Genomic DNA, 22,780 nt, shown 5'->3' with positions numbered 1-22,780 from the left:
CAAGCAGGTGCGCTCACCCCACCGCCGGACGCGGCGAACCCCCACCGCGTCCCGGACGACCCCCCGTGCCGCCGCGGCCCGGTCCGCGTTCGCCGCGCTCGCCGTCTCCCTCCTCCTCGCGGGGTGCAGCTCCGTCTGGGAGGGCTCCCGCGGCGGCGCCCAGCCCGCCGCGGCCGGCGCGCCGCAGGACGTCCTGCTCCAGCCGCTCGCCGCCCAGGGCCCCGACCCCTTCACCCAGTCCTCGGCCCGGATCACCGGTCGGCCGCCCGCCCCGGCCGGCGGCCCGCAGCCGGCGGGCGAGCGCGTCCGCGAGGTCACCGGCTCCACCCCCGGCCTCTACGGCGGAACGCGCGCCGAGGGCAGCTGCGACGTCGAGCGGCAGGTCGCCTTCCTCACCGCCGACCAGGACCGCACCGGCGCCTTCGCCGAGGCCGCCGGGATCCCCGAGAGCAACGTCTCCGACTGGCTGCGCGGCCTCACCCCGGTCGTCCTGCGCGCGGACACCCGGGTCACCAACCACGGCTACCGCGACGGCCGGGCCAACGCCTTCCAGTCCGTCCTCCAGACCGGAACGGCCGTCCTCGTCGACCAGTACGGCTCCCCGCGCGTCCGCTGCGCCTGCGGCAACCCGCTCCGCACCCCGGCCGCCGTCCGGGAGGGCATCCACCAGGGCGAGCCCTGGGACGACTTCGACCCCGACCGGGTGATCGTCGTCCGGCCGACCACCACCGTCGTCACCAGCCTGGTCATCGTCAACGCCGCCGACCGCAGCTGGATCGAGCGGGCCACCGGCAGCGACGGGGCCCAGGACCGCAAGCCCGCCGTGGAGCCGGACTGCGACCCGGACGCCTGCGCCCTCGCCGAAGGCACCGCGCCCGACCGCAGCGCGTCCCCCGACTCCGCCTCGCCGGACGCCCCCTCCAGGGCGCCCGTCCCGTCCACGCCGCAGGAGCCGCTCCCCGACTCGTCCGGGACCGGAGACACCGGTACGAGCCCGGCCGACCCCGACCCGTACCCCGTGCCCGACGGCGACCCGTACGCGGACCCCCGCACCGACCCTCGTACGCAGCCCGACCCCGCCGACCCGTACGCGGAACCCCCCGGCGAGCCGACCGTGCCGGACGGCGAGCTGCCGCCGGAGGAGCTCTTCCCCGCCGACCCGGTGCCGGACCAGCCCGAGACCTTCGAGGGGTGAAGCGGATCTTCATGGTGCGCACGGGCGGGGCTGCGCCTAGCGTGGCCCCATGAACGCGGGCAGCGGGGGCGGGGATGCGGCCGAGCGGCTCAGCCGCGCCCTGGCGGGAGAGGACGCCGGGGCGGCGCGGATCCTGGCCTCGTTCGGGACGGTCTTCCGCATGGGCGGCTTCGACTGGGACCTGGTCACCGGCACGATGACCATGGACGCGGCCGCCCTCGACGTCTTCGACATGGACCCCGCGCAGTACGACGGCCGCCCCGAGTCGCTCGCCTCCCGGGTCCTGCCGGACGAGGCACGCCGCCTCGACACCCTGGTCGCCCAGGCGCTGAAGGACGGCAGCGCGGAGTACGGCGCCTACCTGCGCATCCGCCGCCGCGACGGCGCGCAGCAGTGGACCCACACCCAGGGGATCGTCCACCGCGACGACGCCGGACGCCCGGTCCGCATCATCGGCGTCGTCCGGGACGCCACCCACGAACTCTCCGAGTCCGCCGCCCGGCTCGGCCTGGACGAGGGCCGCCGCCGCCGCGCCGGGGTGGTCGAGGGCACCACGGCCGCCCTCGCCTACGCGCGGACCGTGCAGGACGTCATCGACCTGCTGAACGACTCGCACGCACTGGAGCACTTCGGCGCCGCGAGCCTCGTGATGGGCCTGCTCGACGCCGGCCGGATCCATCTCGTCGCCGAGGGGCCCGAAGGGGCCTTCGTGCCGGGCACCCGCTTCACCCGGGTGGACGAGCCGTACCCCATGAGCGAGGTGATCCGCACCCTGCGGCCGCGGTTCATCGAGTCGCCCCGGGACTTCGCCGCCTCCTTCCCGGTGCTCTGGCCGCACATCAGCGGCCTCGGCATCACCGCGGCCGTCTACCTGCCGCTCATCGCCCAGGCCCGGCCCATCGGCGCGCTCGGACTCCTCTACAGCGACAAGAACGGCTTCAGCGAGGACGAGCGGACCCTGCTCGTGGCCCTGGGCAGCAGCATCGCCCAGAGCCTCCAGCGGGCGATGCTGTACGAGCAGGAGCACGACCTCGCCGAGGGACTCCAGCAGGCGATGCTGCCCCGCCGGATCCCCGAGGTGCCCGGCGCGCAGACCGCCGTCCGCTACCGCTCGGCCCGGCTCGGCCGCGACGTCGGCGGCGACTGGTACGACCTCATCCCGCTGCCCGGCGGCCGGGTCGGGGCGGTCATCGGGGACGTACAGGGCCACGACACCCACGCGGCGGCCGTCATGGGCCAGCTCCGCATCGTGCTGCGCGCCTACGCCGCCGAGGGCCACACCCCGTCCACGGTGATGGCTCGTGCCTCCGTCTTCCTGCACGAACTCGACACCGACCGCTTCGCCACCTGCACGTACGCCGAGGCCGACCTCGGCACCGGCGTGGTCCAGGTGGTGCGCGCGGGTCATGTCGACCCGCTGATCCGGGAGGTCGACGGACGGTGCCGCCGGATCCCGGTGGAGGGCGGTCTGCCGCTCGGTCTCTCCGCCGAGTTCGGCCGGCTCGACTATCCGGCGACCAGCCTGGAGCTGGACTCCGGCCAGACCCTGATGCTCTACACCGACGGCCTCGTCGAGAAGCCCGGAGCCGACCTCGACGAGGGGCTCCAGTGGCTGTCCGCCCTGGTCCGGCGCGGTCCCGCCGACCTCCAGGAGCTCGCCGACCACCTGTGCGACGTGGTCGCCGACCGGGGCGGCGAGGACGACGTCGCGATCCTGCTGCTGCGCCGCGAGAGCGCGAGCGCCGCACCCGGGGCGGGACGCTTCCGGCAGCACGTCGCCCAGAGCGACCCCGAGGCGCTGAGCTCCGCGCGGCACATGATCCGGGCCGCCGTCCGGGCCTGGGGCGCAGGCGAGCGCGCCGACGAGATCGAGCTGGTCGCCGACGAGCTGATGACCAACGCGCTGATGCACACCGACGGCGGGGCCATCGTGACCCTGCGGATCCTCGGCGGCTCCGGGCGGCGGCTCCGGGTCGAGGTCGAGGACCGCTCCAGCGCACTGCCCCGGCGCCGCGAGGCGGGGGAGGCGGGTGTGTCCGGCCGCGGCCTGCTGCTCGTGGACCAGCTCTCCGACGCGTGGGGCGTGGAGCCGCGGGGGAGCGGCAAGTGCGTCTGGTGCGAGTTCACCGTGCCGGACTGAGCGCGTCACGCCGGGAGCCGACCGCCCCGCCTGCCCATCGAGCCGCCGGGAGCCGACCGCCCCGCCTGCCCATCGAGCCGCCGGGAGCCGACCGCCCCGCCTGCCGGGAGTCGACCGACCCACCCGTCTGGGGCGACTTTTTTACACAAGACCGCGACTGTTAACAGAGCGTGCACTGATCGTACTTGACCGTAACTGTCGGTGCGCGATTGACTTCGTGCTTCCGGCTCTCCGCGCCGCATGTACGTGAGGACACCCGTGAGCAGCGAGCTACTGGCACCGCTAGACCTGGCCTTCTGGCACCTGGAATCCACCGCGCACCCCCTGCACCTCGGGGCGCTCGCCCACTTCGGCCCCGCCCCCGAGGGCACCGGCCAGGAGCCGCCGGACGTCCTCGGCCTCCTCGCCCGCCGCGCCGCCGCCGTGCCCCGGCTCCGGATGCGGGTCCGCGACGTCCTGCTGCCCGTCGGCGGCGCCGCCTGGAGCGCCGACCCCGACTTCGACGTGCTCCGGCACGTCCACGAGATCACCCTCCCCGGCGCGGACTTCACCGCCGAGGCCGCCCACCTCGCCGCCGAACTCATGGAGCGCCCTGTCGCCCGCGGCCTGCCGCCCTGGGAGATGTACCTGCTCAGCGGCGCCCCCGACGGCTCCTTCGCCGTCCTCGTCAAGCTCCACCACGCCCTGGCCGACGGGATGCGGGCCGTCGCCATCGGCGCCGGCATCTTCGACGAGATCGCCGCGGGCCGCCGTCCCGCCGGCCGCGCCCGTCCCGTGCCCCCGAGCTCCTGGCTCCCCGGCCCCGGGCGCCTCCTCGGCCTGGCCCGCGACCGGCTCGGCGAGCTCGGCCGGGCCGTCGAGGTCGGCGCCTCCGTCGTCCGCGCCAGCCGCCTCGACGGCCGGCCCACCGCCGCCCTCGCCGCCGAGTCCAGCGGCACCCGCCGGATCGCCACCGCCTCGCTGCCCCTGGAGCGGGTGCACCGGATCCGCCGCACCACCGGCGGCACCGCGAACGACGTCCTCCTCGCCCTCGTCGCCGGGGCGCTCCGCCGCTGGTTCGACGGACGCGGACGACCGCTCCCCGGAGCCGACCCCCGGGCCCTCGTCCCCGTCTCCCGGCGCCGCCCCGGCACCCCGGCCCGCTCCGGCAACAGCCTCTCCGGCTACCTCCTCGACCTGCCCGTCACCGAGGCGGACCCGGCGGCCCGGCTCACCGCCGTCCGCGGCGCCATGGACCGCAACAAGGCCGCCGGCCCCCTCAGGGGCGCCGGCGCCGTCGCCCTCCTCGCCGACCAGCTGCCCCCGCTCGCCCACCGCTTCGGAGCACCCTTCGCCGCGGGCGCCGCCCGGCTCCTCTTCGACCTCCTGGTCACGCAGGTGCCGCTGCCCCGCTCCGCGCTCTCCGTCGGCGGAGCGCCGCTGCGCGCGCTCTTCCCCATGGCCCCGCTCGCCCGCGGCCAGTCGCTCGCCGTCGCCATGTCCCCGTACGGCGGACAGGTCCACATCGGCCTCGTCGCGGACGGCGAGGCGGTCCCCGACCTCGACGCGCTGGCCCGCGCCCTCACGGCCGAACTCGACCTCCTGGACCCGCCCGGGACGCCGTAGCCCGGTGACGCGCCGGCCCTCGGGGGACCCGGATCCGCACGGGTCCGGCGGGCGTCCCGGTCACCCGTGCGGCAGGGTGGAACCATGCCGGAACTCCCCGAGGTGGAAGCCCTCCGCGCCTTCCTCGACACGCACCTGGTGGGCAAGGAGATCGCCCGCGTGCTGCCCGTCGCGATCAGCGTCCTCAAGACGTACGACCCGCCGCTGAGCGCCGTCGAGGGCGCCGAGGTGACCGCGGTCGGACGGCACGGGAAGTTCCTCGACCTCACCGCGGCCGGGCCCGCGGGCGAGCTGCACCTGCTGTTCCACCTGGCCCGGGCCGGCTGGCTCCGCTGGCAGGACCCGCTGCCCTCGGGGCCGCCCAAGCCGGGGAAGGGCCCGCTCGCCCTGCGGACCGCGCTCACCGGCGGCGACGGCTTCGACCTGACCGAGGCGGGAACCACCAAGCGCCTCGCCGTGTACGTGGTGCACGACCCGCAGGAGGTGCCGGGCGTGGCACGGCTCGGACCCGACCCGCTCGCCGAGGACTTCGGCCCCGAGGAGTTCGCCGCCCTGCTCGCCGGCGAGCGGCGCCAGATCAAGGGCGCCCTGCGCGACCAGAGCCTCCTCGCCGGCATCGGCAACGCCTACAGCGACGAGATCCTCCACGCCGCCCGGATGTCCCCCTTCAAACCCACCCGGAACCTCACCCCGGAGGAGACCGCAGCCCTCTACACGGCGATGCGGACCACCCTCCACGACGCCGTCGAACGCTCCCACGGCCTCGCCGCCGGCCGGCTCAAGGCCGAGAAGAAGAGCGGCCTCCGCGTCCACGGCCGCACCGGCCACCCCTGCCCCGTCTGCGGCGACACCATCCGGGAGGTCTCCTTCAGCGACTCCTCCCTGCAGTACTGCCCCACCTGCCAGACCGGCGGCACACCGCTCGCCGACCGCCGGCTGTCCCGGCTCCTCAAGTAGGCCGACACCCCCCGGCCGGCCCCCGTTACACTCCGCCGCATGCTGCGCGTACTGGCCGTCGACGACGAGGCGCCCGCCCTGGGGGAGCTGCTCTACCTGCTGCGCGCCGACCCCCGGGTGCGCTCCGCCGAGGGCGCGGGCGACGCCACCGCCGCCCTCCGCCGCATCGGCCGCGCCCTGGAGGCCGGGCCGGACGGCGACGAGGCCGTCGACGTCGTCTTCCTCGACATCCACATGCCCGGCCTCACCGGACTGGACGTGGCCCGGCTGCTCGCCGGCTTCGCCCGGCCGCCGCTCGTCGTCTTCGTCACCGCCCACGAGGGCTTCGCCCTCCAGGCCTTCGACCTGAAGGCCGTCGACTACGTCCTCAAACCCGTCCGCCGCGAGCGCCTCGCCGAGGCCGTCCGCCGGGTCCACGACCTGGTGCACGCCGCCCCCGCCCCGGTCCCGGCCGTGCCCGCCGCGGCCGAGCAGATCCCCGTCGAGCTGGGCGGCGTCACCCGGTTCGTCCCCGTCGACGACATCGCCTACGTCGAGGCGCACGGCGACTACGCCCGACTGCACACCGACCACGGCAGCCACCTCGTCCGCATCCCGCTCTCCACCCTGGAGGAGCGCTGGGCGGCCCGCGGCTTCGTCCGCATCCACCGCAGCCACCTCGTGGCCCTCGACCGGATCGACGAGCTCCGCCTCGACGGCGGCGCCACCTCGGTGCGCGTCGGCGACACCGACCTGGCGGTCAGCCGGCGGCACGCCCGCCCCCTCCGGGACCTGCTGATGCGCCGGGCCGGCGGCTGAACCCTTCCCGGCCGCCCCCTACCGCGACTGCCCCCACCTGCGTAGACTCCACGCGATCCGGGCCCCGAGGGCCGCTGAAGCCGACGGAAGCGGACGCCGATGTCCGAGCAGCACCTCCCCCCGGCCCCCGACCGGGGGGACGCCCCGCGCAGGCCCCGCCGCGAGACCGTCACGTACGCCTCCGCCCACGGCGACGGGACCACCGTCCCGGGCCCCGCCCGGCGCCGCCCCGTCCACCCGCCGGCCCGCTCCGAGATCGACGAGCAGACCACCCTCGGCCACACCTACGTCCGCTCCCTGATGCGCAGCCAGCTGCGCGCCGCGCTCACCGCCCTCGGCGCCCTCGCCCTGCTCGTCGTCCCGCTCCCGCTGCTCCTCGCCCTGCCCGCCCCCGAGGCCTTCGTCTGGCTCGCGCTCGGAATCGGGGTGTACCCCGTCGTCTGGGGGACGGCCCACTGGTACGTGCGCCGCGCCGAACGCAACGAGCGCGACTTCGCCGGCCTCGTCGAACGCTGAGACCGTCCCGTGAACGCGCCCCGCCCGTACGCACCACCGCGCCCCGCGCGGCACCGTCCCCCCGGATCCCGCGCGGGCGCCGCGTGAACCAGGCCTACGCCGTCGCCGCCGTCACCGCCGTCGTCCTCGCGACCGTCCTCATCGGCGCCCTGGGCCTGCGGATCTCCCGGACGACCTCCGACTTCTACGTGGCCTCGCGCACGGTCCGTCCCGGGCTCAACGCCGCCGCGATCAGCGGCGAGTACCTCTCCGCCGCCTCCTTCCTCGGCATCGCGGGCCTCGTCCTCGTCCAGGGCCCCGCCATGCTCTGGTACCCGGTCGGCTACACCGCCGGATACCTCGTGCTGCTGGTCCTCGTCGCCGCCCCGCTGCGCCGCTCCGGGGCGTACACCCTCTCCGACTTCGCCGAGGCCCGCCTCGAATCCCCGCAGGTGCGCCGCCTCGCCAGCCTCTTCGTGGTCGGCGTCGGCTGGCTCTACCTGCTGCCCCAGCTCCAGGGCGCCGGACTCACCCTGGAGATCCTCACGGGAGCCCCCGACTGGGTGGGCGGGCTGCTCGTCGCCCTCGTCGTCACCGGCACGGTCGCCGCGGGCGGGATGCGCAGCATCACCTTCGTCCAGGCCTTCCAGTACTGGCTGAAGCTCACCGCCCTGCTCGTCCCCGTCCTCTTCCTGCTCGCCGCCTGGTACGGCGACGGGGCGCCCCGGGCCCGTTTCGACGCCCCCGCCGTGCTGCGCGGCCACACCGTCGTCAAGCTCGCCGACACGGTGCGGATCGGGCTCGACGCCCCCCTCACGGCCACCGTCACCGGCACCGTCGACGCGGTCCGGTACGAGCGGCGGTCCGTGACCCTGGCCCCCGGCACCCACGAGGTCCTCGGCGGCACGACCCTCGCCCTCGACCCGGGGGCGCCGCTGCCCGAGCGGGTCGCCGGCGGCACGGACCCGCTCGGCTGGTCCCAGCCGCTGGCCGGCGGCCGCGACGGCCATCAGCTGTACGCCACGTACGGGCTGATCCTCGCGACCTTCCTCGGCACCATGGGCCTGCCGCACGTCGCCGTCCGCTTCTACACCAGCCCGCACGGCCGCGCCGCCCGCCGCACCACCCTCGTCGTCCTCGGACTCGTCGGCTGCTTCTACCTCCTGCCGCCGCTGTACGGGGCGCTGGGCCGGATCTACGCACCCGAGCTGGCGCTCACCGGCTCGGCCGACGCCGCCGTGCTCGTGCTGCCCGACCGCATCCTGGGCGGTCTCCTCGGCGACCTCCTCGGTGCGCTCCTCGCGGGCGGCGCCTTCGCCGCCTTCCTCTCCACCGCCTCCGGGCTCACCATGTCCGTCGCAGGCGTCCTCACCCAGGACGTACTGCCGTCCCGGGGCGTACGCCACTTCCGCCTCGCGACCCTCCTCGCCACCGCCGTCCCGCTGGCCGTCGGGGTGGTCGCCTCGAAGGTGCCGGTCGCCGACGCCGTCGGCCTCGCCTTCGCCGTCTCCGCCTCGTCCTTCTGCCCGCTGCTCGTCCTCGGCATCTGGTGGCGCCGCCTCACTCCGCCCGGCGCCGCGGCCGGCCTGCTGCTCGGCGGCGGCTCCGCGCTCGCCGCCGTGATGGCGACCCGGGCCGGACTCGCCCCCGAGGGCTGGCCGCACACCCTGATGGCCTGGCCGGCGGTCTGGTCGGTCCCGCTCGGCTTCCTCACCATGGTGCTCGTCTCGCTGGCGACCCCGCGCCGCGTCCCACCCGGCACCCCGGCGCTCCTCGCCCGCCTCCACCTGCCGGAGGAGATCACCGGAACCGTCCCCGCCGCCGCCCAGGAGGCCCGCCGATGAGCGGCACGGCCCTCGCCGCCGCGGCCGCCGTGCTGTCGGCCGCGGGCTTCGTCCTCGGCCGGTTCACCGCCCGGCGCGGCGGCCGCGCCGCCGATCCCGGCCTCGGCACCCCCGTCGAACGCGCCACCTTCCACACCCTGCACACCGCCTCCCTCGCCGCTCCGCCGCTGCGCGCCGGGCTCACCGAGGACACCGCGCGCCGGGCGGCGGGCACCCTCCGCTCGCTGCTCGGCACCGAGGCGCTGTGCCTCACCGACCGCGGTGCCGTCCTCGCCTGGGACGGACCCGGCGAGGACCACCACCGGGCGCACGTCCCGGAGCAGGTCGCCGAGACCCTGGAGACCGGCCGCAGCCGCTCGGTGCACACGGACTGCGCCGACCCGGCCTGCCCGCTCCGCTGGGCGGTGATAGCCCCGCTGGCCGGGGAGGACGGGGTCCTGGGCGCACTCGTCGCCTACGGCTCCCGGGAGTCGGCGGTCCTGGTCCGGGCGGCGACCGAGGTGGCGCGCTGGGCCTCCGTCCAGCTGGAGCTCGCCGAGCTCGACCGCTCGCGCACCCGCATCGTTGAGGCGGAGATCCGTGCGCTGCGGGCCCAGATCTCGCCGCACTTCATCTTCAACTCCCTCGCCGCCATCGCGTCGTTTGTCCGCACCGACCCGGAGCAAGCGAGGGAACTCCTCCTGGAGTTCGCCGACTTCACCCGGTACTCCTTCCGCAGGCACGGCGAGTTCGCCCAGCTCGCCGACGAACTGCGCTCCATCGAGCAGTACCTGGCGCTCGCCGGCGCGCGCTTCGGGGACCGGCTCAAGGTGACCCTGCAGATCGCCCCCGAGGTGCTGCCGGTGACGTTGCCGTTCCTCTGCCTCCAGCCTCTCGTGGAGAACGCCGTGAAGCACGGCCTGGAGGACCGGGAGCGGGGCTGCCGGGTCACGATCGCCGCCCGTGACGCGGGAGCGGAGGCCGTGGTGACCGTCGAGGACGACGGCATCGGCATGGACCCGGAGCTGCTGCGCGCGGTCCTGCGCGGAGAGCACCCCGCCGGCTCCGGCATCGGCCTGTCCAACGTGGACGAGCGGCTGCGCCAGGTCTACGGGGCGGAGTACGGGCTCGTCATCGAGACCGGGGTCGGCGCGGGCATGAAGGTGACCGTGCGGATCCCCAAGTACCGCCCCGGTGTGCATCGTTCACCGTCGTGACCGCTCGCGCGGAACCGGAGCCGGCCGCGGGCCGCGGGACGGGGCCCGAGTCAGCGCAGGTGCAGCGAGAGATGGGCGAGCGGCAGGCCCAGCTTCCAGGCGGGCAGCCAGATCTGCTCCTCCTCGTCGACCGTGCAGCCGGACTCCTCGCCCGGCGGGCCGTCCAGGTCGGCGGCGCGGACCCAGGTGTCCCGCAGCCGGCGCCACGCGGTCTCCGCGAGGACCAGGTCGGGTCCGTCGCCGCAGGCCGCGCGGCGCGCCGCGAGCCGCTCCTCGACCCAGGGCGGCCACGGGCGGTCGTAGGCGGTGTGCCGCAGCCACGCGTCGATCCCGCCTGCCGGCCGGCCGGCCGCCGGCCCGTCCGGTTCCTCCGAGAGGTGGACGGTGAGGGCGAGGGCCTGGAGGCCCGCCCGGTACTCCAGTGACCCGGGGGCCACGAGGGCGGCGGCCCGCAGCACCTCGTCGGCCAGGTACTCGGCGCACAGCCAGGCCATCGGGACGGCGAGTTCGCCGCCGCTCGTGCCGCCGGCGCCGTTCGTGCTCTCGGGGCGCAACACTCCCACCTTCTCCCGGAGATCGGGGACCCGGACGTGTGGGACCCGGGGGAGAGCTTCCTCCGTGGAGGGCGCCCGCGTGTCCCGCTTTGCTCAACTCGCCGGTGTGGATTCGGATACGTTTCCCGGCCGGATCGGTGCCGGTGGGACTGCCGGTGCGCGGGGAGGCGGAGGGGACGGGGGAGGCGCGCCGGGCGCCGGGCGCGCCGGTTCCCCGGGCCGCCCGCGCGGGGGCCCGGGGAACCGGTGCGTGGCGGTTCAGCCGAGCAGCGCGTACACCGCGGTCGCGTGGGCGGCGGTCTCCTCCGTGCCCTCGGCCGTCATGGTGATGTCGGCGAAGGCCATCCGCTTCCCGGTCTTGGTGAGCCGGGCCCGGACCAGGACGTCGGCGCCGACCACGGCCCGCTGGAAGCTGATCGACTGCTGGACGGTGGTCATGGGCACGAAGCCGCCCCGGGACGCGGCGACGGCGATCACCGTCGCCGTGTCGGCGGCGGCCATCAGGGCCTGGCCGGACAGACCGCCGCCCTCCCGGGCCAGCCGTTCCGACCAGGGGAGCAGGAGCAGGGCCTCCTGGGCGTCGACCGAGGCGACGGTGAGGCCCAGATCGAGCACCCAGGGCGCGAAGTTGTCGGCGAGGATCTTTTCGGCGGCGGCGAGGGTCAGCGTCACGGCGTCATTGTGGGGCCGCGGCCCGGGGCCGGGCAACGGCCGCGCGGTGCGGCCGGTAGCCGGGCAGCGAACGGCCCAGCTGCCGCAGCGCGTAATGGGAGCGGGACTTGACGGTGCCGGCCGGGATGCCGAGGTCGTGGGCGGCCTCGTTGACGGTCAGGCCGTGGAAGTAGATCCGCACCAGGACCGCCCGGTGCTCGGGGCTCAGCTCGCGGACGGCCGCCCGGACGTCGAGCGCGGCCTCGGCCGAGGCGGTGGCGTCGGCGGGGTCGGGGGTGACGGCGAGGACCCCGTCCCCGATCTCGGCGGGCCGGGCGAGACGTGAGCGCCGGGCGTCGATGGCGAGGCGGCGGGCCACGGTGAAGAGCCAGGGGCGCATCGAGTCGTAGGGGCCGTCGAAGGCCTCGGGGTGGAGCCAGGCCCGTACCAGGGTCTCCTGGGCGAGGTCCTCGGCCCGCTGGCGGTCCCCGTAGGTGAGGCCGAGCAGGAAGGAGAGGAGCGCGGGGCCGTGGTCCCGCTGCAGCTCCTCCAGGGTCCGTTCGTCGGTGGTCGCCGTGGTCATGCTCCCCGCCTCTCTGCGGCTCGTCGTCCGGGGCGTATCGCAACCCATGCGGACGGCGAGGGACAGGGAGCGGACACCGGTCTGCGACGAACGGTCGCACCGAGCGGCGAGTGGTACGGCGAGCGGTCGCACGGCGGTCCGCCGGAGTCCTTGCGTCCGTTTCAGCGGGGTTCCTGGCGATCCGCGGCCTTGACCCTTGACTGCGGCTTTCCCGCGAGATGAATTCGTATGAATACATGTTCATCTTAGGAATCGGGCGGAGTGCCGCACATGACCTCACGCATCAGACCGGCGGGCGTGGTCGCGCTCGCCGCCGTCCTGCTCGCGGCGGCCGGCTGCTCCGGCGGGGGCGGCCCCGCGGGCGGCGGCGCCCCCAGTCCCGGGGCGACCTCCGGGCGGCCGGGCTCCGAACGGCCCGCCGCCCCGTCCGCGGCCCCCGGCGGTGCGTCCGCGCCCGCCGGGTTCACCCTCGTCGCCTCCGGGGACGTCCTCCCGCACGACTCGATCATCCGGCGCGCCGCCGAGGACGCCGGCGGGGACGGCTACGACTTCGCACCGATGCTCGCCGGGGTGCGGTCCGTGGTCTCCGGGGCGGACCTCGCCCTCTGCCACATGGAGACCGTGTACGGGGAGGAGGGCGGGCCCTATACCGGCTACCCCGCCTTCAAGTCGCCGCCCGAGGTCGCCGCCGCCCTCGGCGCCACCGGCTACGACTCCTGCTCCACCGCCTCCAACCACACCCTGGACGACGGGGTCGCGGGCCTCGGCCGCACCCTGGACGCCCTGGACCGGGCGGGCGTCCGCCACGCGGGATCGGCCCGCACCGCCGAGGAGGCGGCGCGGCCCACGCTGCTGGAGGCGGGCGGAGCCACCGTGGCCCAGCTCGCCTACACGTACGGCACCAACGGCTACCCCCTGCCCGAGGGGCGGCCCTGGGCGGTGCGGCTGCTCGACGAGCGGCAGGTCGTCGCCGACGCGCGCGCCGCCCGCGCGGCCGGCGCCGACGTGGTCGTGGTCAGCCTCCACTGGGGCACCGAGTGGCAGACCGAACCCGACGAGCGGCAGCTCTCGCTCGGCCGCTCGCTCACCGCCTCGCAGAGCGGCGGCCGCCCCGACATCGACCTGATCCTCGGCACGCACGCCCACGTCCCGCAGGCCTACGAGAAGGTCAACGGCACCTGGATCGTCTACGGGATGGGCGACCAGATCGCCGGGGACATGATCAACCACGAGGGCGCGCACGACCCCCGCGGAAACCAGGGCAGCATCGGCCGGTTCACCTTCGGCCCGCCCAGGACCCCCGGCGGGCGCTGGGAGGTGACCAGGGCGGAGTTCGTGCCGCAGTGGTTCGACACCGGACGCGGCCGGGTGGTGAACCTGGGCGCCGCCGACGTCTCCGATCCGCGCCACGCCGGGATCCGGGACGGGATCCGGCAGGTGGTCCTCAGCCGCGGCGCCGCCCGGCACGGCCTCGTGATGGGCCGGTAGTCCGCCCCCGTGCCCGGCCGCGGGTCACGCCGCGGGACGGCTTCGGTGCCGGTGCCGCCGGCTCCCGCACGCGGTCGGTCACGGGACGACCGTGACCGGCCAGCGGCCCGCCTTCACGAGGCGGACGGCCACGGAGCCCGCGATCCGGTGCCCGGCCGACTCCGAGGCGCCCACCACCACGGCGTCCGCCGTCAGCTCCTCCGCGGCCCGCACCAGGCCGGTGTAGGCGTCTCCCCGGAAGGTGTGGAACTCCCACCGGATCCGCCAGAGGTCCTTCACCTGCTCCGCCGACCTGCGGATCTGCGCGACGAGGTCCTGCGCGATCTCCTCGGTGGTCCCGGCGGTCGGCGCGCCCAGGGCGGCCCCCGCGCCGAGCACCGGCTGCACGTAGACGAGGGCCAGCAGGGCGTTCTGCCGACGTGCCAGCCCGGCCGCGTACGCCGTCGCGCGCAGCGAGGAGTCGGAACCGTCGACTCCCGCCATGATCACCTTCGGACCGTCGGTACCCCGTTCGAACCCACCGGGCTGCTGTTCGCTCACCCGTCGAGGCTATCGGCTCATCGGGTGCATTCGATGGGGCGGGCGGTGTCGATGAGCCGCACGGGAACTCATCCGTAGGGACCATTGGTCATGAAAAAGGATCAGATGCCCAAGGGGCGCCGCTCGGTGCTGCGGCTGGCCGCCGCCCTCGGCGCCACCGCCACCGTCGGCGCCATCGCGGCCGACCGCCTGGTGGCACCCGACCCGCCGGGCGGCGCCGCCGGGCCGCCGGCCCCGCCGAGCCGTGGAGCCGGCCCCGCCGCGGGCCCCCAGGCGCAGAGCGCGCGGCTGGGCCCCGCGTCCTACCGCCTCCAGCCCATGACGGCGTACGCGCCCCCGGCCTACCGGCGGGGGACGCCCCCGGTCCGGCAGCGGCCGTTCCTCAGCATGTCCGGCGTCGGGCGCTCGATGGTGCTGAGCTTCGACGACGGGCCAGACCCCCGCTACACCCCGGGGATCCTGGAGACCCTGCGCCGCCACGACTGCCGGGCCATGTTCTTCGTCTGCGGCGAGATGGCCGTCGAGAACCCCGACCTGCTGCGGGAGATGGCCGCGGACGGCCACGTCGTCGGCAACCACTCCTGGTCGCACCCGCTCATCCCCAAGCTGCGGCCCTCCCGCATCCGGGACGAGCTCGGCTCCACCAGCGAGGTCGTCGAACGGACCCTGGGAACGGCCCCGCTCTGGTACCGCGCGCCCTACGGCGCCTGGAACCGCCACTCCTTCGAGATCGGGGCCGAGCTGGGCATGGAACCGCTCGCCTGGACCGTCGACACCCTCGACTGGAAGGAGCCGGGCACCGACACCATCGTCCGCCGGGTCCTCGACGGAGCCGCGCCCGGCGCCGTCGTGCTCTCCCACGACGCCGGCGGCGACCGCGCCCAGAGCGTGGCGGCGCTCCGCCGCTATCTGCCCGAACTCCTCGACGCGGGCTACCACATCACCGTTCCCCGGCGCTGACCGCCGGGGGACGGCGAAGGCCCCCGCACCCGTCTCGGGTACGGGGGCCTTCGCCGTGCCGCGCTAGCGGGAGCCGACCATGCGCGCGTACACGACGACGTTCCCGTCGTAGCCACGCGCGCGCGTGTAGCCGCCGCCGCAGGTGATGACCCGCAACTCGGGAGCGCCGGTGTCGGCGTACACCTGCACGCCCGGGAAGTCGTCCTTCGCGTACACCTCGACCCCGTAGATCTCGAAGACCGCGATGCGGCCGTCGTACCGCTCGACCTCGATGTGCTGACCCTTCTCCAGCGACCCCAACCCGTAGAAGACCGCGGGTCCCTGGGCGTTGTCGACGTGGCCGACGACCACGGCGGTGCCGCGCTGGCCGGGGGCGATGCCGTTCTGGTACCAGCCGGCGAGATTGGTGTCCTGCGGCGGCGGGGCCGCCACCCAGCCGTCCGGGTCCAGGCCCACGTCCATGATGGGCGCCGCCACCTGGATCGCGGGGATCTTGATCCGGGAGGCGGGCGCGAACGGCAGCGGCTCCAGGCCCTCGGTCGCGCCGTCCTGCGGCGGCGTGACCGGGTGCCCCACCGGGCGGGCCGCCGCGGCGGGCTGCGGCGGCCCCTGCGCGAGGTCCACGCCGTTGCGCATCATCGCGATCCCGGACAGCATGGCGAGGGCCAGGACGCCCCACGGCCGGCGTCTCCTGCGCGGGACGACGCGGAAATCCTTCGGGGGCATGGTTCTCCCTTCGTGGCGTCGTCAGAACGGTAAGGGCGGCCCGACGGGCCGTCGCGCCGGACGGCGCGAACGGGTGGGGGCCGCGTCCGGACGGGTGGCGGAGCGGGGCGCGGGGCCTCGGAAGCACCCCTCGCGGCCCCCTCGTCGCCCCTCCTCGGCCGGTCGTCACCCGGTCCTCGACCGGCCCTCGACCCCTCGCCCGGGACCCGCGAGGAGGGTGTCCCGGGCGGCTCGCGGACCGCGCCGCCGGGGGTGCCCCGGGCCGACAGGCGGGTGACACGGGGCTGACCCATCCGAGTAATCGTCAGATAAGCGACCTGCTCGGCTCTGACCTGCGGTTCTGACGGCTGCAAGGGCCGGATTCCGGGCGTGTCGCCTCACCGGGGTGGACCAGTCACAACATGCACGGCTTGCTGTGATTTGTGATGGTTCGTCATGGAAGGCGTACTCGTCGACACTCCCGGAGCACCGCTTTGGGGCGTCTTCCACTGGAGGTTCAACCATGCGTGCTGCACGCACTCTGGCGGTGACCGCCACCGCGATCGCGGCGGTCGGCCTCGCGGCCCCCCTCGCCGCCGCCACCTACGGCCCGGGCAACGTCCTCAGCGGTGGGTCCAACAACAGCCCGACCAACGTCACCGTCAGCCCCTCCGAGGTCCACCCGGGGTCGACGCTCACGATCACCGCCAGGGGCTGCAACCGGGGCGGCACGGTCACGTCCAACGCCTTCCCGGACGCCACGCTGTCCGGCGGCCCCGGCGTCTCCACCGCCGTCGCCCGCGTCTACAACAACGCCACTCCCGGCAACTACAACCTGGCGGTCCGCTGCAACGGCGGCTCCTCCGTGGTCACGGAGCCGTTCCGCGTCCTCCCGGGCCGCGGCGCCCAGGGCGGCCTCGGCGGCTCGCTGGCTCCCAGCTCCACGGAGATGGCCGTCGGCGGCAGCCTGGTCGCCGCCGCCGCGCTCGGCGGCGGGCTCTTCATCGTCCGCCGTCGCCGCATGACCGGTGCGGGCGTCTGACCGGTCGAACCTCCCGGTCGACCCGCCCCGCCCGTCGCCCCCGAGTCCCGGCAGGGACCCGGGGGCGACGGGCGTTCGGGACGTCCGCCGCGCACCGGGCCGGCCGCTCAGTGCCGGCGGGCCGCACCGGAGCGGCGGCGCAGCACGTACACGCCGCCTGCCGTGGCGGCCAGCACCAGCGCACCGCCGGCGGCCAGTTCGAGCGGCTCGAAGCCGCCGACCGAGCCGCCCAGACCGCCCCGCACCCCGCGCGGGGGAGTGAGGATGGTGGAGCTGATCGTGGGGGTGGCGGTCGGAACGCCGCTGATCGTCAGGTTCACGGTCTCGGCGATGCCGCCGGTGCAGTTGAACGACACCGTGTACACGGCGCCGCGCCGGGCGTCCGCGTCCACGGTGGCGATGGCCGCCGACCCCGATGCGATGGTGACGGTGTCGAAGATGCCGGCCGAGGCGGTCGCCGTGCTGGCGCAGCCGGGGGCGCTCAGCGTCACCCGGCCGCCGGGGGCGACGACCGAGGGCGACACGACGAAATCGCCCGGTGCCTTGGCCCGTGCCGCGCGCGGGTTCGGTGCGGGAGCACCGTCCGCCGCGACGGCGGTGGGAGCGGCCAGGGCGAGGGCGGCCGCCCCCAGCAGGGCAGTGGACGCGGCACGTATCGCGCGCATGGTGAATCCTCCGGGTCCCGAGGGGCAGCCGCGGAAGGGGGTTTCCGCGAAAGACCGTGCGTACACCTCGATGCCGGAAACGCTAGGAGCGCACTATCACAGCCGCGATCCCAGACGTGCGAATGGGGCACGCATGTCCCCCGATCGGCTCACCCGGTCGTGGCGCCTCAGCGCCTGAGCTGCGGGAACAGGTCGGTGAACGGCGCGGCGGTGGCCGAGATGCCCCGGCCGAACGGCGCGTCGAAGTCCCAGATCAGGAAGAGCAGGAAGGCGATCAGCACGCTGAAGAGTCCGGCGAGCAGCAGTTCGCGGCCGGTTCTGCGGATCTGCAGCGTGAAGATCAGGCCCACCGTCACCAGGGCCCCGATGATCAGGCCGAACCACACCACCCCCGGCATCGTCGCACCCGCGTTCTGCCCCCGGGCCCCCCGCGCGTCATCGGCCACCGCCACCTGGTCGACCAGCGGCTGGTACGCCTGGCCCTCGAAGTCGTCCGCCGGCCGGTAGTCGGTGACGCTGCGGCGCACCTTCTCCAGGAGCGCGGTGCCCTCCTCGCTCAGCTCCCCGTGGTCCGCCATGTACCGCCACTCGTCGTCGACCACGTAGGAGACGTACGCGTCGACGTCGGCGCGGATGCGCTCGCGGACCGCCTGCGGGTAGACCTCGGCGCGGGCCGAGATCTCGTGCATCGCCTGCGCCTCCTGCCGCACCGTCTCCTGCGCCGCGCCGCGGGCCTCCCAGACGCCGGCGATGGCGAGGCCGAGCACGATGGCGTAGATCACGCCGATCATCATCGTCATGTACTCGATGACGTCCGGGGTCTCGCTGGGGTCGTCGTCCTCGGGGATCCGGCGGTTGTTGATGACGACGATGGTCAGGACGACCGCGCACGCGGCGGCCATCGCAAGGGTGAGAACAAGCCATTCGGACATGGATTCCTCGGGTGGGACTCAGAGGGGCAACGGGAGCGTCGGGACGACGGCCCGGGGCGGGGTGGGGCGTTCGCGTGGTTCGCCGGGACGACGGCTCACTTGGACCGGGCGCGCAGGATCGCCGTCGCGAGGACCGCGGGCGCGGTGATCATGAGCGTCGCGGTGACGACGGACGGGGTGCTCTTCGGCTGGGGCCGCGCGGTACGGCGGTAGTGGGGCAGCGCCACGGGGGCGAGCGTCGGCGGCCGCACGGTGGGCGAGGGCGTCGGGCTCGGCGGCGGAGGCGGGGGCGGCGGTGCGGGTGCGGGCGCCGGGGGCCTCGTCGTGGCGGGCGGCGCCGGCGGCGGTGGCTCGGGACGAGGCGCCGGCCGGGCGGCCGGGGGCCTGGGTGCGGGCCGGGGCGGCTTCGGCGCGGGCGGGGGAGGCGGCTCGGGCTTCGGGGCGGGCGGAGGTGTCGGCGAAGGCGTCGGGGACGGCGGCTCGGGGGTGGGCGTCGGCTTAGGAGTCGGCGTGGGCGTGGGCGTGGGAGTCGGGGTCGGCGTCGGCGTGGGGGAGGGGCACGGCGGCGGCGGCGGGGTGGGGCACGGCTTCGGGTGGTGGTGATGGCCGTGCCCCTTCCCCTTCCCCTTGCCGTGCCCCTTTCCCTTGCCGTGGCCCTTGCCCTTCCCTGAGCCGTCGTGGCCGTCGCCGGCGATCGCCACGGCGACGTGGGAACCGCCCGGACCGGTCGAGGCATAGGCGCAGGCGTCCGCGGCGGCGGGCACGGGAGCGGCGAGCAGCCACACCAGTCCGAGGGCCGCCAGCGGCCGCGCGAGGAGTGATCCGTACAGAGACACGCCGTCGAGCTTGATCAGAGGCGCCGCGCGCCGGGGTGGAAACGCCTCCGATTCGCCGGATGGAGCGGATCTCGGGCCGCATCGGTTTGACCTTTCGCCCCATCCGGCACAGTCCCGGTGGCACGTCGGTGCGCAATGCCCCCGTACCGCGGGGCCGGTGGTTTCCGGAAGGCGGCGGACCGGGGCCGTTCCGGCCTCGGATCGATAACTGTCCGGTTGTCGCCCTGTCGGAAGGGAAGAAGAAGGAGGCATCCTGCACCGGCGACCAGCCCCCTCCCCGGGCAACACCCGAGGTACGGGCGGGACCTGAGCGCCTGTCGCGGGAGGCCGCTCAGGACCGAGGAGCCGACGCACACTCATATGCACGTGAATTTGCACAGCCTGAAGGCGTGAACTCTTCGTTCCCGAGAGCACGTGTCAAAGGCGTGTGACCAAGAACGGATCGCGAATTTCCGTTTCCACTCGCTCTCTCGGCGGGCGATCAGTAGCCTCACCTCGAACACCGGCCGCGAACACATGGCCGCATCCCGTGGCGACTTGTTGGAGACATTGATGGAGCGTCCCGCCTGGGCTCCGCCTGGTATCGACATTTCGGTGCCGAGCGTGTCCCGTATGTACGACTTCTATCTGGGCGGCTCGCACAATTTCGAAGTGGACCGGGAAGCGGCGCGCAAGGCCATGGAGTTCATGCCTGGCCTGCCCAAGGTCATGCAGGCGAACCGCGCCTTCATGCGCCGCGCCGTCCGGCACGCCGTTGACAACGACGTCACCCAGTTCCTCGACATCGGCTCCGGCATACCGACCTTCGGCAACGTGCACGAGGTCGCCCGGGCCGCGGACCCCGCCGCGCGCGTCGTCTACGTCGACCACGACCCGGTCGCCGTGGCCCACAGCCGCGCCGTCCTGGCCGGCGACGAGGGCGCCGCGGTCGTCGCCGCCGACCTCCGCAAGCCGGCCGACATCCTCCGCAGCCCCGAGGTGTCCCGACTCCTCGACCTGGAGCGGCCGGTGGCGCTGCTCCTCGTCGCCGTCCTGCACTTCCTGGAGGAGGAGGACCGGCCGCACGAGGCCGTCACGGAACTCCTGGACGCGCTCGCCCCCGGCAGCCTCCTCGTCATCACCCACGCCTCGTACGAGGGGATCCCGCTCTCCGAGGAGCAGGCCGGCGGCACCGTCGGGGTCTACCGGAACATCCGCAGCCCGTTGGTGATGCGCTCCGGCGCCGAGATCACCCGCTTCTTCGCGGGCACCGAGCTGATCGAGCCCGGCCTCGTCCCGATGCCCCTCTGGCGTCCGGACAGCCCGGTCGAGGAGGAGGATCCCTACGCCTTCTCCGGTTTCGCAGGGGTGGGGCGCAAGGCGTGAAGGTCCCGTCTCAGCCGCCCGGCAGGGGTGCCGAAGCCGACGGCCCGGAGGACAGACTCAGGCGGTTCGTCACCATCTGGAGCCGCGCGATCTTCCCGGTGACCGCCACCTCGCTGACCCGTGCGGAGTTCGAGGGCCATCTGCTGCCGCTGGCCCGCACCCTGAACGACGCGCTGCACGCCCGGCCCTTCGACACGGCCCCGGCCCAGCGCGCCGGCGCGGCACTCGTCGCCGCCCACTGCACCGACCCCGACGCCCTCGGCCGCAGCCTCGGGGTCGTCGACTCGTACCTGGTGCTCTACTGCGGTACGGAGTCCGAACTCCCCGCCGAGGAGCTGCGGGCCCGCTGCGCCCGGCTCCAGCACGCCATGGCCACCGGCTACGCCCAGGCCCTGCGCGAGCGCACCCGGGCCGAGCAGGAGGCCATCGCGCGCTCCGCGCTCTCCGCCCGCAGCGCCGCCGAGATCGCCCTGCACGCCACCGAGAGCCGTTTCCGCGCGGTCTTCGACGGCGCGGCCATCGGCATCGGCATCGCCGACCTCGACGGCAACGTCCTGGAGGTCAACGAGACCCTCACCCGCATGTTCGGCGGGATGGAGGGGCCCCTGCGCAGCCGCAAGGTGAGCGAGTGGGTCCACCCGGAGGACGGACCGCACGTCTGGAAGCTGTACGAGGAACTCGTCCGCGGCGACCGCGAGCACTACCGGGTCGAGAAGCCGTACTACCGCGGCGACGGGACGGTCCTGTGGACCAATCTCACCGTCTCCCTCCTCCGGGACGCCGAGGGCAACCCCCAGTACCAGCTGGCACTCATGGAGGACACCACCGAGCGCCGCCTGCTCCACCTGCGCCTGCGGTACGAGGCCACCCACGACGCGCTGACGGGCCTGCCCAACCGGACGCTGTTCTTCGAACGGCTGGAGAAGGCCCTCGCGCCCGGCGACAACGCCCGCTTCGGCCTCTGCTACCTGGACCTCGACGGCTTCAAGGTCATCAACGACAGCCTCGGCCACTCCACCGGCGACCGGCTCCTCGTCGAGGTCGCCGACCGGCTCCAGAGCTGCGTCACCGGATCCGGCGAGATGGTCGCCCGGCTCGGCGGGGACGAGTTCGTCGCCCTCACCACCGGCGCGGGCGGCGAGCAGGACGTCACCGAACTCGCCGACCGCATCCTCGCCGCCCTCGCCACGCCCCTGCGGATCGATGGCCGCGAACTGACCGTCCGCGGCAGCCTCGGCGTCGTCGAGGGCCCGGCCGGCGAGCGCACCCCGGCCGAAGTCCTGCGGAGCGCCGACATCACCATGTACCGGGCCAAGTCCGCCGGCGGCAACCGCTTCGAGCTCGCCGACCCGGAGGCCGACGCCCGGGCCATCACCCGGCACGGCCTCACCACGGCCCTGCCGACGGCCCTGGAACGCGGCGAGTTCTTCATCGAGTACCAGCCGCTCGTCCACCTCGGCGACGGCAGCGTGCACGGGGCCGAGGCGCTCGTCCGCTGGTGCCACCCGCAGCACGGGGTGCTCGGTCCCGACCGGTTCATCCCGCTCGCCGAGGACACCGGCCTCATCGTCCCGCTCGGCCGCTGGGTGCTCCAGGAGGCCGTGCGGCAGGCCCGGTTCTGGCAGGCCCGGCACGCCGACGGCGGGCCGCTGCGGATCAACGTCAACCTCTCGCCGACGCAGCTCCACCACCCGCGCCTGGTCGCCGACACCGTCGACGTCCTGGAGCGCTCCGGCCTCGAACCGGGCGCGCTCTGCCTGGAGGTCACCGAGTCGGCCCTCATAGGAGCGGACGAGGGCCTGCTCAAGCCACTGCGCCAACTCGCCGAGATGGGCGTGGACATCGCGCTCGACGACTTCGGCACCGGCTACTCGAACCTGGCCAACCTGCGCCGGCTGCCGGTGAGCGTCCTCAAGCTCGACCGCTCCTTCACCCGGGGCATGCAGCAGCACCCGGTCGACCCGGTCGACCTCAAGATCGTCGAGGGGATCGTCTCCCTGGCGCACAGCCTGGAACTCGCCGTCACCGTCGAGGGCGTGGAGACCGGCGCCCAGGCCCGCCAGCTCCGCGACCTCGGCTGCGACACGGCCCAGGGCTGGTACTACGCCCGCCCCGGCGCGCCGGACCGCATCCACTCCCTGCTCCTGGCCGACGCGGTCTGAGACCCCGGCCGACGAAACCGGCCTCCCCGCACGGAGCGGGGAGGCCGGAACGAGGTACGGGGGAGGA

At 74.9% G+C, this 22,780-nt stretch carries 21 protein-coding genes; 13 read left to right on the top strand and 8 right to left on the bottom strand.

Annotated elements, in window-relative coordinates; translation table 11 throughout:
- Nucleotides 1–7 precede the first annotated feature (7 nt).
- The 8 genes from ACF09E_RS09525 to ACF09E_RS09490 all read left to right on the top strand — a co-directional run bounded on the left by ACF09E_RS09525 (nucleotide 8) and on the right by ACF09E_RS09490 (nucleotide 10,230).
- Complete coding sequence (locus ACF09E_RS09525) at nucleotides 8–1,195, top strand: DUF6777 domain-containing protein (RefSeq protein ID WP_392204622.1); 1,188 nt, start codon at nucleotides 8–10, stop codon at nucleotides 1,193–1,195.
- Between the two features lie 160 nt (nucleotides 1,196–1,355).
- Nucleotides 1,356–3,335 carry a SpoIIE family protein phosphatase gene (locus tag ACF09E_RS09520; protein ID WP_392205002.1) on the top strand — a complete coding sequence of 660 codons (1,980 nt, stop codon included), beginning with the start codon at nucleotides 1,356–1,358 and terminating at the stop codon, nucleotides 3,333–3,335.
- Between the two features lie 258 nt (nucleotides 3,336–3,593).
- Nucleotides 3,594–4,940, top strand: a complete 1,347-nt coding sequence (locus tag ACF09E_RS09515) for a wax ester/triacylglycerol synthase family O-acyltransferase (RefSeq protein ID WP_392204621.1) — start codon at nucleotides 3,594–3,596, stop codon at nucleotides 4,938–4,940.
- An 84-nt stretch (nucleotides 4,941–5,024) separates the two neighbouring features.
- Nucleotides 5,025–5,897 (top strand): Fpg/Nei family DNA glycosylase, encoded by an 873-nt coding sequence (locus ACF09E_RS09510; protein ID WP_392204620.1) that lies wholly within the window; start codon nucleotides 5,025–5,027, stop codon nucleotides 5,895–5,897.
- A gap of 39 nt (nucleotides 5,898–5,936) precedes the next feature.
- A complete protein-coding gene (locus ACF09E_RS09505; RefSeq protein WP_361862347.1) occupies nucleotides 5,937–6,695 on the top strand; it encodes a LytTR family DNA-binding domain-containing protein in 759 nt (252 codons plus the stop codon).
- 99 nt (nucleotides 6,696–6,794) lie between these two features.
- Nucleotides 6,795–7,211 (top strand): hypothetical protein, encoded by a 417-nt coding sequence (locus ACF09E_RS09500; RefSeq protein WP_392204619.1) that lies wholly within the window; start codon nucleotides 6,795–6,797, stop codon nucleotides 7,209–7,211.
- A gap of 83 nt (nucleotides 7,212–7,294) precedes the next feature.
- Entirely contained in the window at nucleotides 7,295–9,034 is a 1,740-nt protein-coding gene (locus ACF09E_RS09495) for a cation acetate symporter (RefSeq protein ID WP_392204618.1), read from the top strand.
- Nucleotides 9,031–10,230, top strand: coding sequence for a sensor histidine kinase (locus ACF09E_RS09490; protein ID WP_392204617.1), 1,200 nt, complete (start codon nucleotides 9,031–9,033; stop codon nucleotides 10,228–10,230). Before ACF09E_RS09495 ends, ACF09E_RS09490 begins: the two co-directional genes overlap by 4 nt.
- A 50-nt stretch (nucleotides 10,231–10,280) precedes the next feature.
- On the opposite strand, the gene ACF09E_RS09485 is transcribed toward ACF09E_RS09490, so the two are convergent.
- From ACF09E_RS09485 to ACF09E_RS09475, 3 genes are all read right to left on the bottom strand, one after another.
- The gene (locus ACF09E_RS09485) at nucleotides 10,281–10,784 is read right to left on the bottom strand and encodes a hypothetical protein (protein ID WP_392204616.1); all 504 of its coding nucleotides are present in this window, start codon (nucleotides 10,782–10,784) and stop codon (nucleotides 10,281–10,283) included.
- Nucleotides 10,785–11,042: 258 nt separating this feature from the next.
- On the bottom strand, nucleotides 11,043–11,456 hold the full coding sequence (locus tag ACF09E_RS09480) for a PaaI family thioesterase (protein ID WP_392204615.1): 414 nt from the start codon (nucleotides 11,454–11,456) through the stop codon (nucleotides 11,043–11,045).
- A 4-nt stretch (nucleotides 11,457–11,460) separates the two neighbouring features.
- Nucleotides 11,461–12,018 (bottom strand): sigma-70 family RNA polymerase sigma factor, encoded by a 558-nt coding sequence (locus tag ACF09E_RS09475; protein ID WP_361862127.1) that lies wholly within the window; start codon nucleotides 12,016–12,018, stop codon nucleotides 11,461–11,463.
- Between the two features lie 270 nt (nucleotides 12,019–12,288).
- Here ACF09E_RS09475 and ACF09E_RS09470 point away from each other — a divergent pair, with 270 nt between their 5' ends.
- The gene (locus tag ACF09E_RS09470) at nucleotides 12,289–13,506 is read left to right on the top strand and encodes a CapA family protein (protein ID WP_392204614.1); all 1,218 of its coding nucleotides are present in this window, start codon (nucleotides 12,289–12,291) and stop codon (nucleotides 13,504–13,506) included.
- A 78-nt stretch (nucleotides 13,507–13,584) separates the two neighbouring features.
- On the opposite strand, the gene ACF09E_RS09465 is transcribed toward ACF09E_RS09470, so the two are convergent.
- Entirely contained in the window at nucleotides 13,585–13,989 is a 405-nt protein-coding gene (locus ACF09E_RS09465; protein ID WP_392205001.1) for a universal stress protein, read from the bottom strand.
- A gap of 147 nt (nucleotides 13,990–14,136) precedes the next feature.
- On the opposite strand from ACF09E_RS09465, the gene ACF09E_RS09460 reads away from it, so the two are divergent.
- Nucleotides 14,137–15,006 (top strand): polysaccharide deacetylase family protein, encoded by an 870-nt coding sequence (locus ACF09E_RS09460; protein WP_392204613.1) that lies wholly within the window; start codon nucleotides 14,137–14,139, stop codon nucleotides 15,004–15,006.
- 63 nt (nucleotides 15,007–15,069) lie between these two features.
- Here ACF09E_RS09460 and ACF09E_RS09455 read toward each other — a convergent pair whose 3' ends face one another.
- On the bottom strand, nucleotides 15,070–15,732 hold the full coding sequence (locus tag ACF09E_RS09455; RefSeq protein ID WP_392204612.1) for a class F sortase: 663 nt from the start codon (nucleotides 15,730–15,732) through the stop codon (nucleotides 15,070–15,072).
- Between the two features lie 502 nt (nucleotides 15,733–16,234).
- On the opposite strand from ACF09E_RS09455, the gene ACF09E_RS09450 reads away from it, so the two are divergent.
- Entirely contained in the window at nucleotides 16,235–16,753 is a 519-nt protein-coding gene (locus ACF09E_RS09450) for a hypothetical protein (RefSeq protein WP_392204611.1), read from the top strand.
- A 107-nt stretch (nucleotides 16,754–16,860) separates the two neighbouring features.
- Here ACF09E_RS09450 and ACF09E_RS09445 read toward each other — a convergent pair whose 3' ends face one another.
- From ACF09E_RS09445 to ACF09E_RS09435, 3 genes are all read right to left on the bottom strand, one after another.
- A complete protein-coding gene (locus tag ACF09E_RS09445; RefSeq protein WP_392204610.1) occupies nucleotides 16,861–17,418 on the bottom strand; it encodes a hypothetical protein in 558 nt (185 codons plus the stop codon).
- Between the two features lie 167 nt (nucleotides 17,419–17,585).
- On the bottom strand, nucleotides 17,586–18,350 hold the full coding sequence (locus tag ACF09E_RS09440) for a hypothetical protein (RefSeq protein ID WP_392204609.1): 765 nt from the start codon (nucleotides 18,348–18,350) through the stop codon (nucleotides 17,586–17,588).
- Nucleotides 18,351–18,445: 95 nt separating this feature from the next.
- The gene (locus ACF09E_RS09435; RefSeq protein WP_361860124.1) at nucleotides 18,446–18,577 is read right to left on the bottom strand and encodes a hypothetical protein; all 132 of its coding nucleotides are present in this window, start codon (nucleotides 18,575–18,577) and stop codon (nucleotides 18,446–18,448) included.
- Nucleotides 18,578–19,738: 1,161 nt separating this feature from the next.
- Here ACF09E_RS09435 and ACF09E_RS09430 point away from each other — a divergent pair.
- Both ACF09E_RS09430 and ACF09E_RS09425 read left to right on the top strand, forming a co-directional pair.
- Nucleotides 19,739–20,551 carry an SAM-dependent methyltransferase gene (locus ACF09E_RS09430; protein ID WP_392204608.1) on the top strand — a complete coding sequence of 271 codons (813 nt, stop codon included), beginning with the start codon at nucleotides 19,739–19,741 and terminating at the stop codon, nucleotides 20,549–20,551.
- On the top strand, nucleotides 20,548–22,713 hold the full coding sequence (locus ACF09E_RS09425; protein ID WP_392204607.1) for a putative bifunctional diguanylate cyclase/phosphodiesterase: 2,166 nt from the start codon (nucleotides 20,548–20,550) through the stop codon (nucleotides 22,711–22,713). The genes ACF09E_RS09430 and ACF09E_RS09425 overlap by 4 nt, the downstream gene beginning before the upstream one ends.
- Nucleotides 22,714–22,780: the final 67 nt, after the last annotated feature.

It is taken from the genome of Streptomyces sp. NPDC014891, from assembly GCF_043081085.1.
Lineage (GTDB): Bacteria > Actinomycetota > Actinomycetes > Streptomycetales > Streptomycetaceae > Streptomyces.
This window is presented reverse-complemented; position numbering and strand designations above follow the sequence as displayed.

What these genes read in the sequence shown, in the direction of transcription:
- ACF09E_RS09520 (WP_392205002.1), top strand. Translation starts at nt 1,356, where the DNA reads ATGGGCGGCTTCGACTGGGACCTGGTCACCGGCACGATGACCATGGAC.
- ACF09E_RS09510 (WP_392204620.1), top strand. Translation starts at nt 5,025, where the DNA reads ATGCCGGAACTCCCCGAGGTGGAAGCCCTCCGCGCCTTCCTCGACACG.
- ACF09E_RS09505 (WP_361862347.1), top strand. Translation starts at nt 5,937, where the DNA reads ATGCTGCGCGTACTGGCCGTCGACGACGAGGCGCCCGCCCTGGGGGAG.
- ACF09E_RS09500 (WP_392204619.1), top strand. Translation starts at nt 6,795, where the DNA reads ATGTCCGAGCAGCACCTCCCCCCGGCCCCCGACCGGGGGGACGCCCCG.
- ACF09E_RS09490 (WP_392204617.1), top strand. Translation starts at nt 9,031, where the DNA reads ATGAGCGGCACGGCCCTCGCCGCCGCGGCCGCCGTGCTGTCGGCCGCG.
- ACF09E_RS09475 (WP_361862127.1), bottom strand. Translation starts at nt 12,018, where the DNA reads ATGACCACGGCGACCACCGACGAACGGACCCTGGAGGAGCTGCAGCGG.
- ACF09E_RS09470 (WP_392204614.1), top strand. Translation starts at nt 12,289, where the DNA reads ATGACCTCACGCATCAGACCGGCGGGCGTGGTCGCGCTCGCCGCCGTC.
- ACF09E_RS09465 (WP_392205001.1), bottom strand. Translation starts at nt 13,989, where the DNA reads ATGGCGGGAGTCGACGGTTCCGACTCCTCGCTGCGCGCGACGGCGTAC.
- ACF09E_RS09460 (WP_392204613.1), top strand. Translation starts at nt 14,137, where the DNA reads ATGAAAAAGGATCAGATGCCCAAGGGGCGCCGCTCGGTGCTGCGGCTG.
- ACF09E_RS09455 (WP_392204612.1), bottom strand. Translation starts at nt 15,732, where the DNA reads ATGCCCCCGAAGGATTTCCGCGTCGTCCCGCGCAGGAGACGCCGGCCG.
- ACF09E_RS09450 (WP_392204611.1), top strand. Translation starts at nt 16,235, where the DNA reads ATGCGTGCTGCACGCACTCTGGCGGTGACCGCCACCGCGATCGCGGCG.
- ACF09E_RS09445 (WP_392204610.1), bottom strand. Translation starts at nt 17,418, where the DNA reads ATGCGCGCGATACGTGCCGCGTCCACTGCCCTGCTGGGGGCGGCCGCC.
- ACF09E_RS09440 (WP_392204609.1), bottom strand. Translation starts at nt 18,350, where the DNA reads ATGTCCGAATGGCTTGTTCTCACCCTTGCGATGGCCGCCGCGTGCGCG.
- ACF09E_RS09430 (WP_392204608.1), top strand. Translation starts at nt 19,739, where the DNA reads ATGGAGCGTCCCGCCTGGGCTCCGCCTGGTATCGACATTTCGGTGCCG.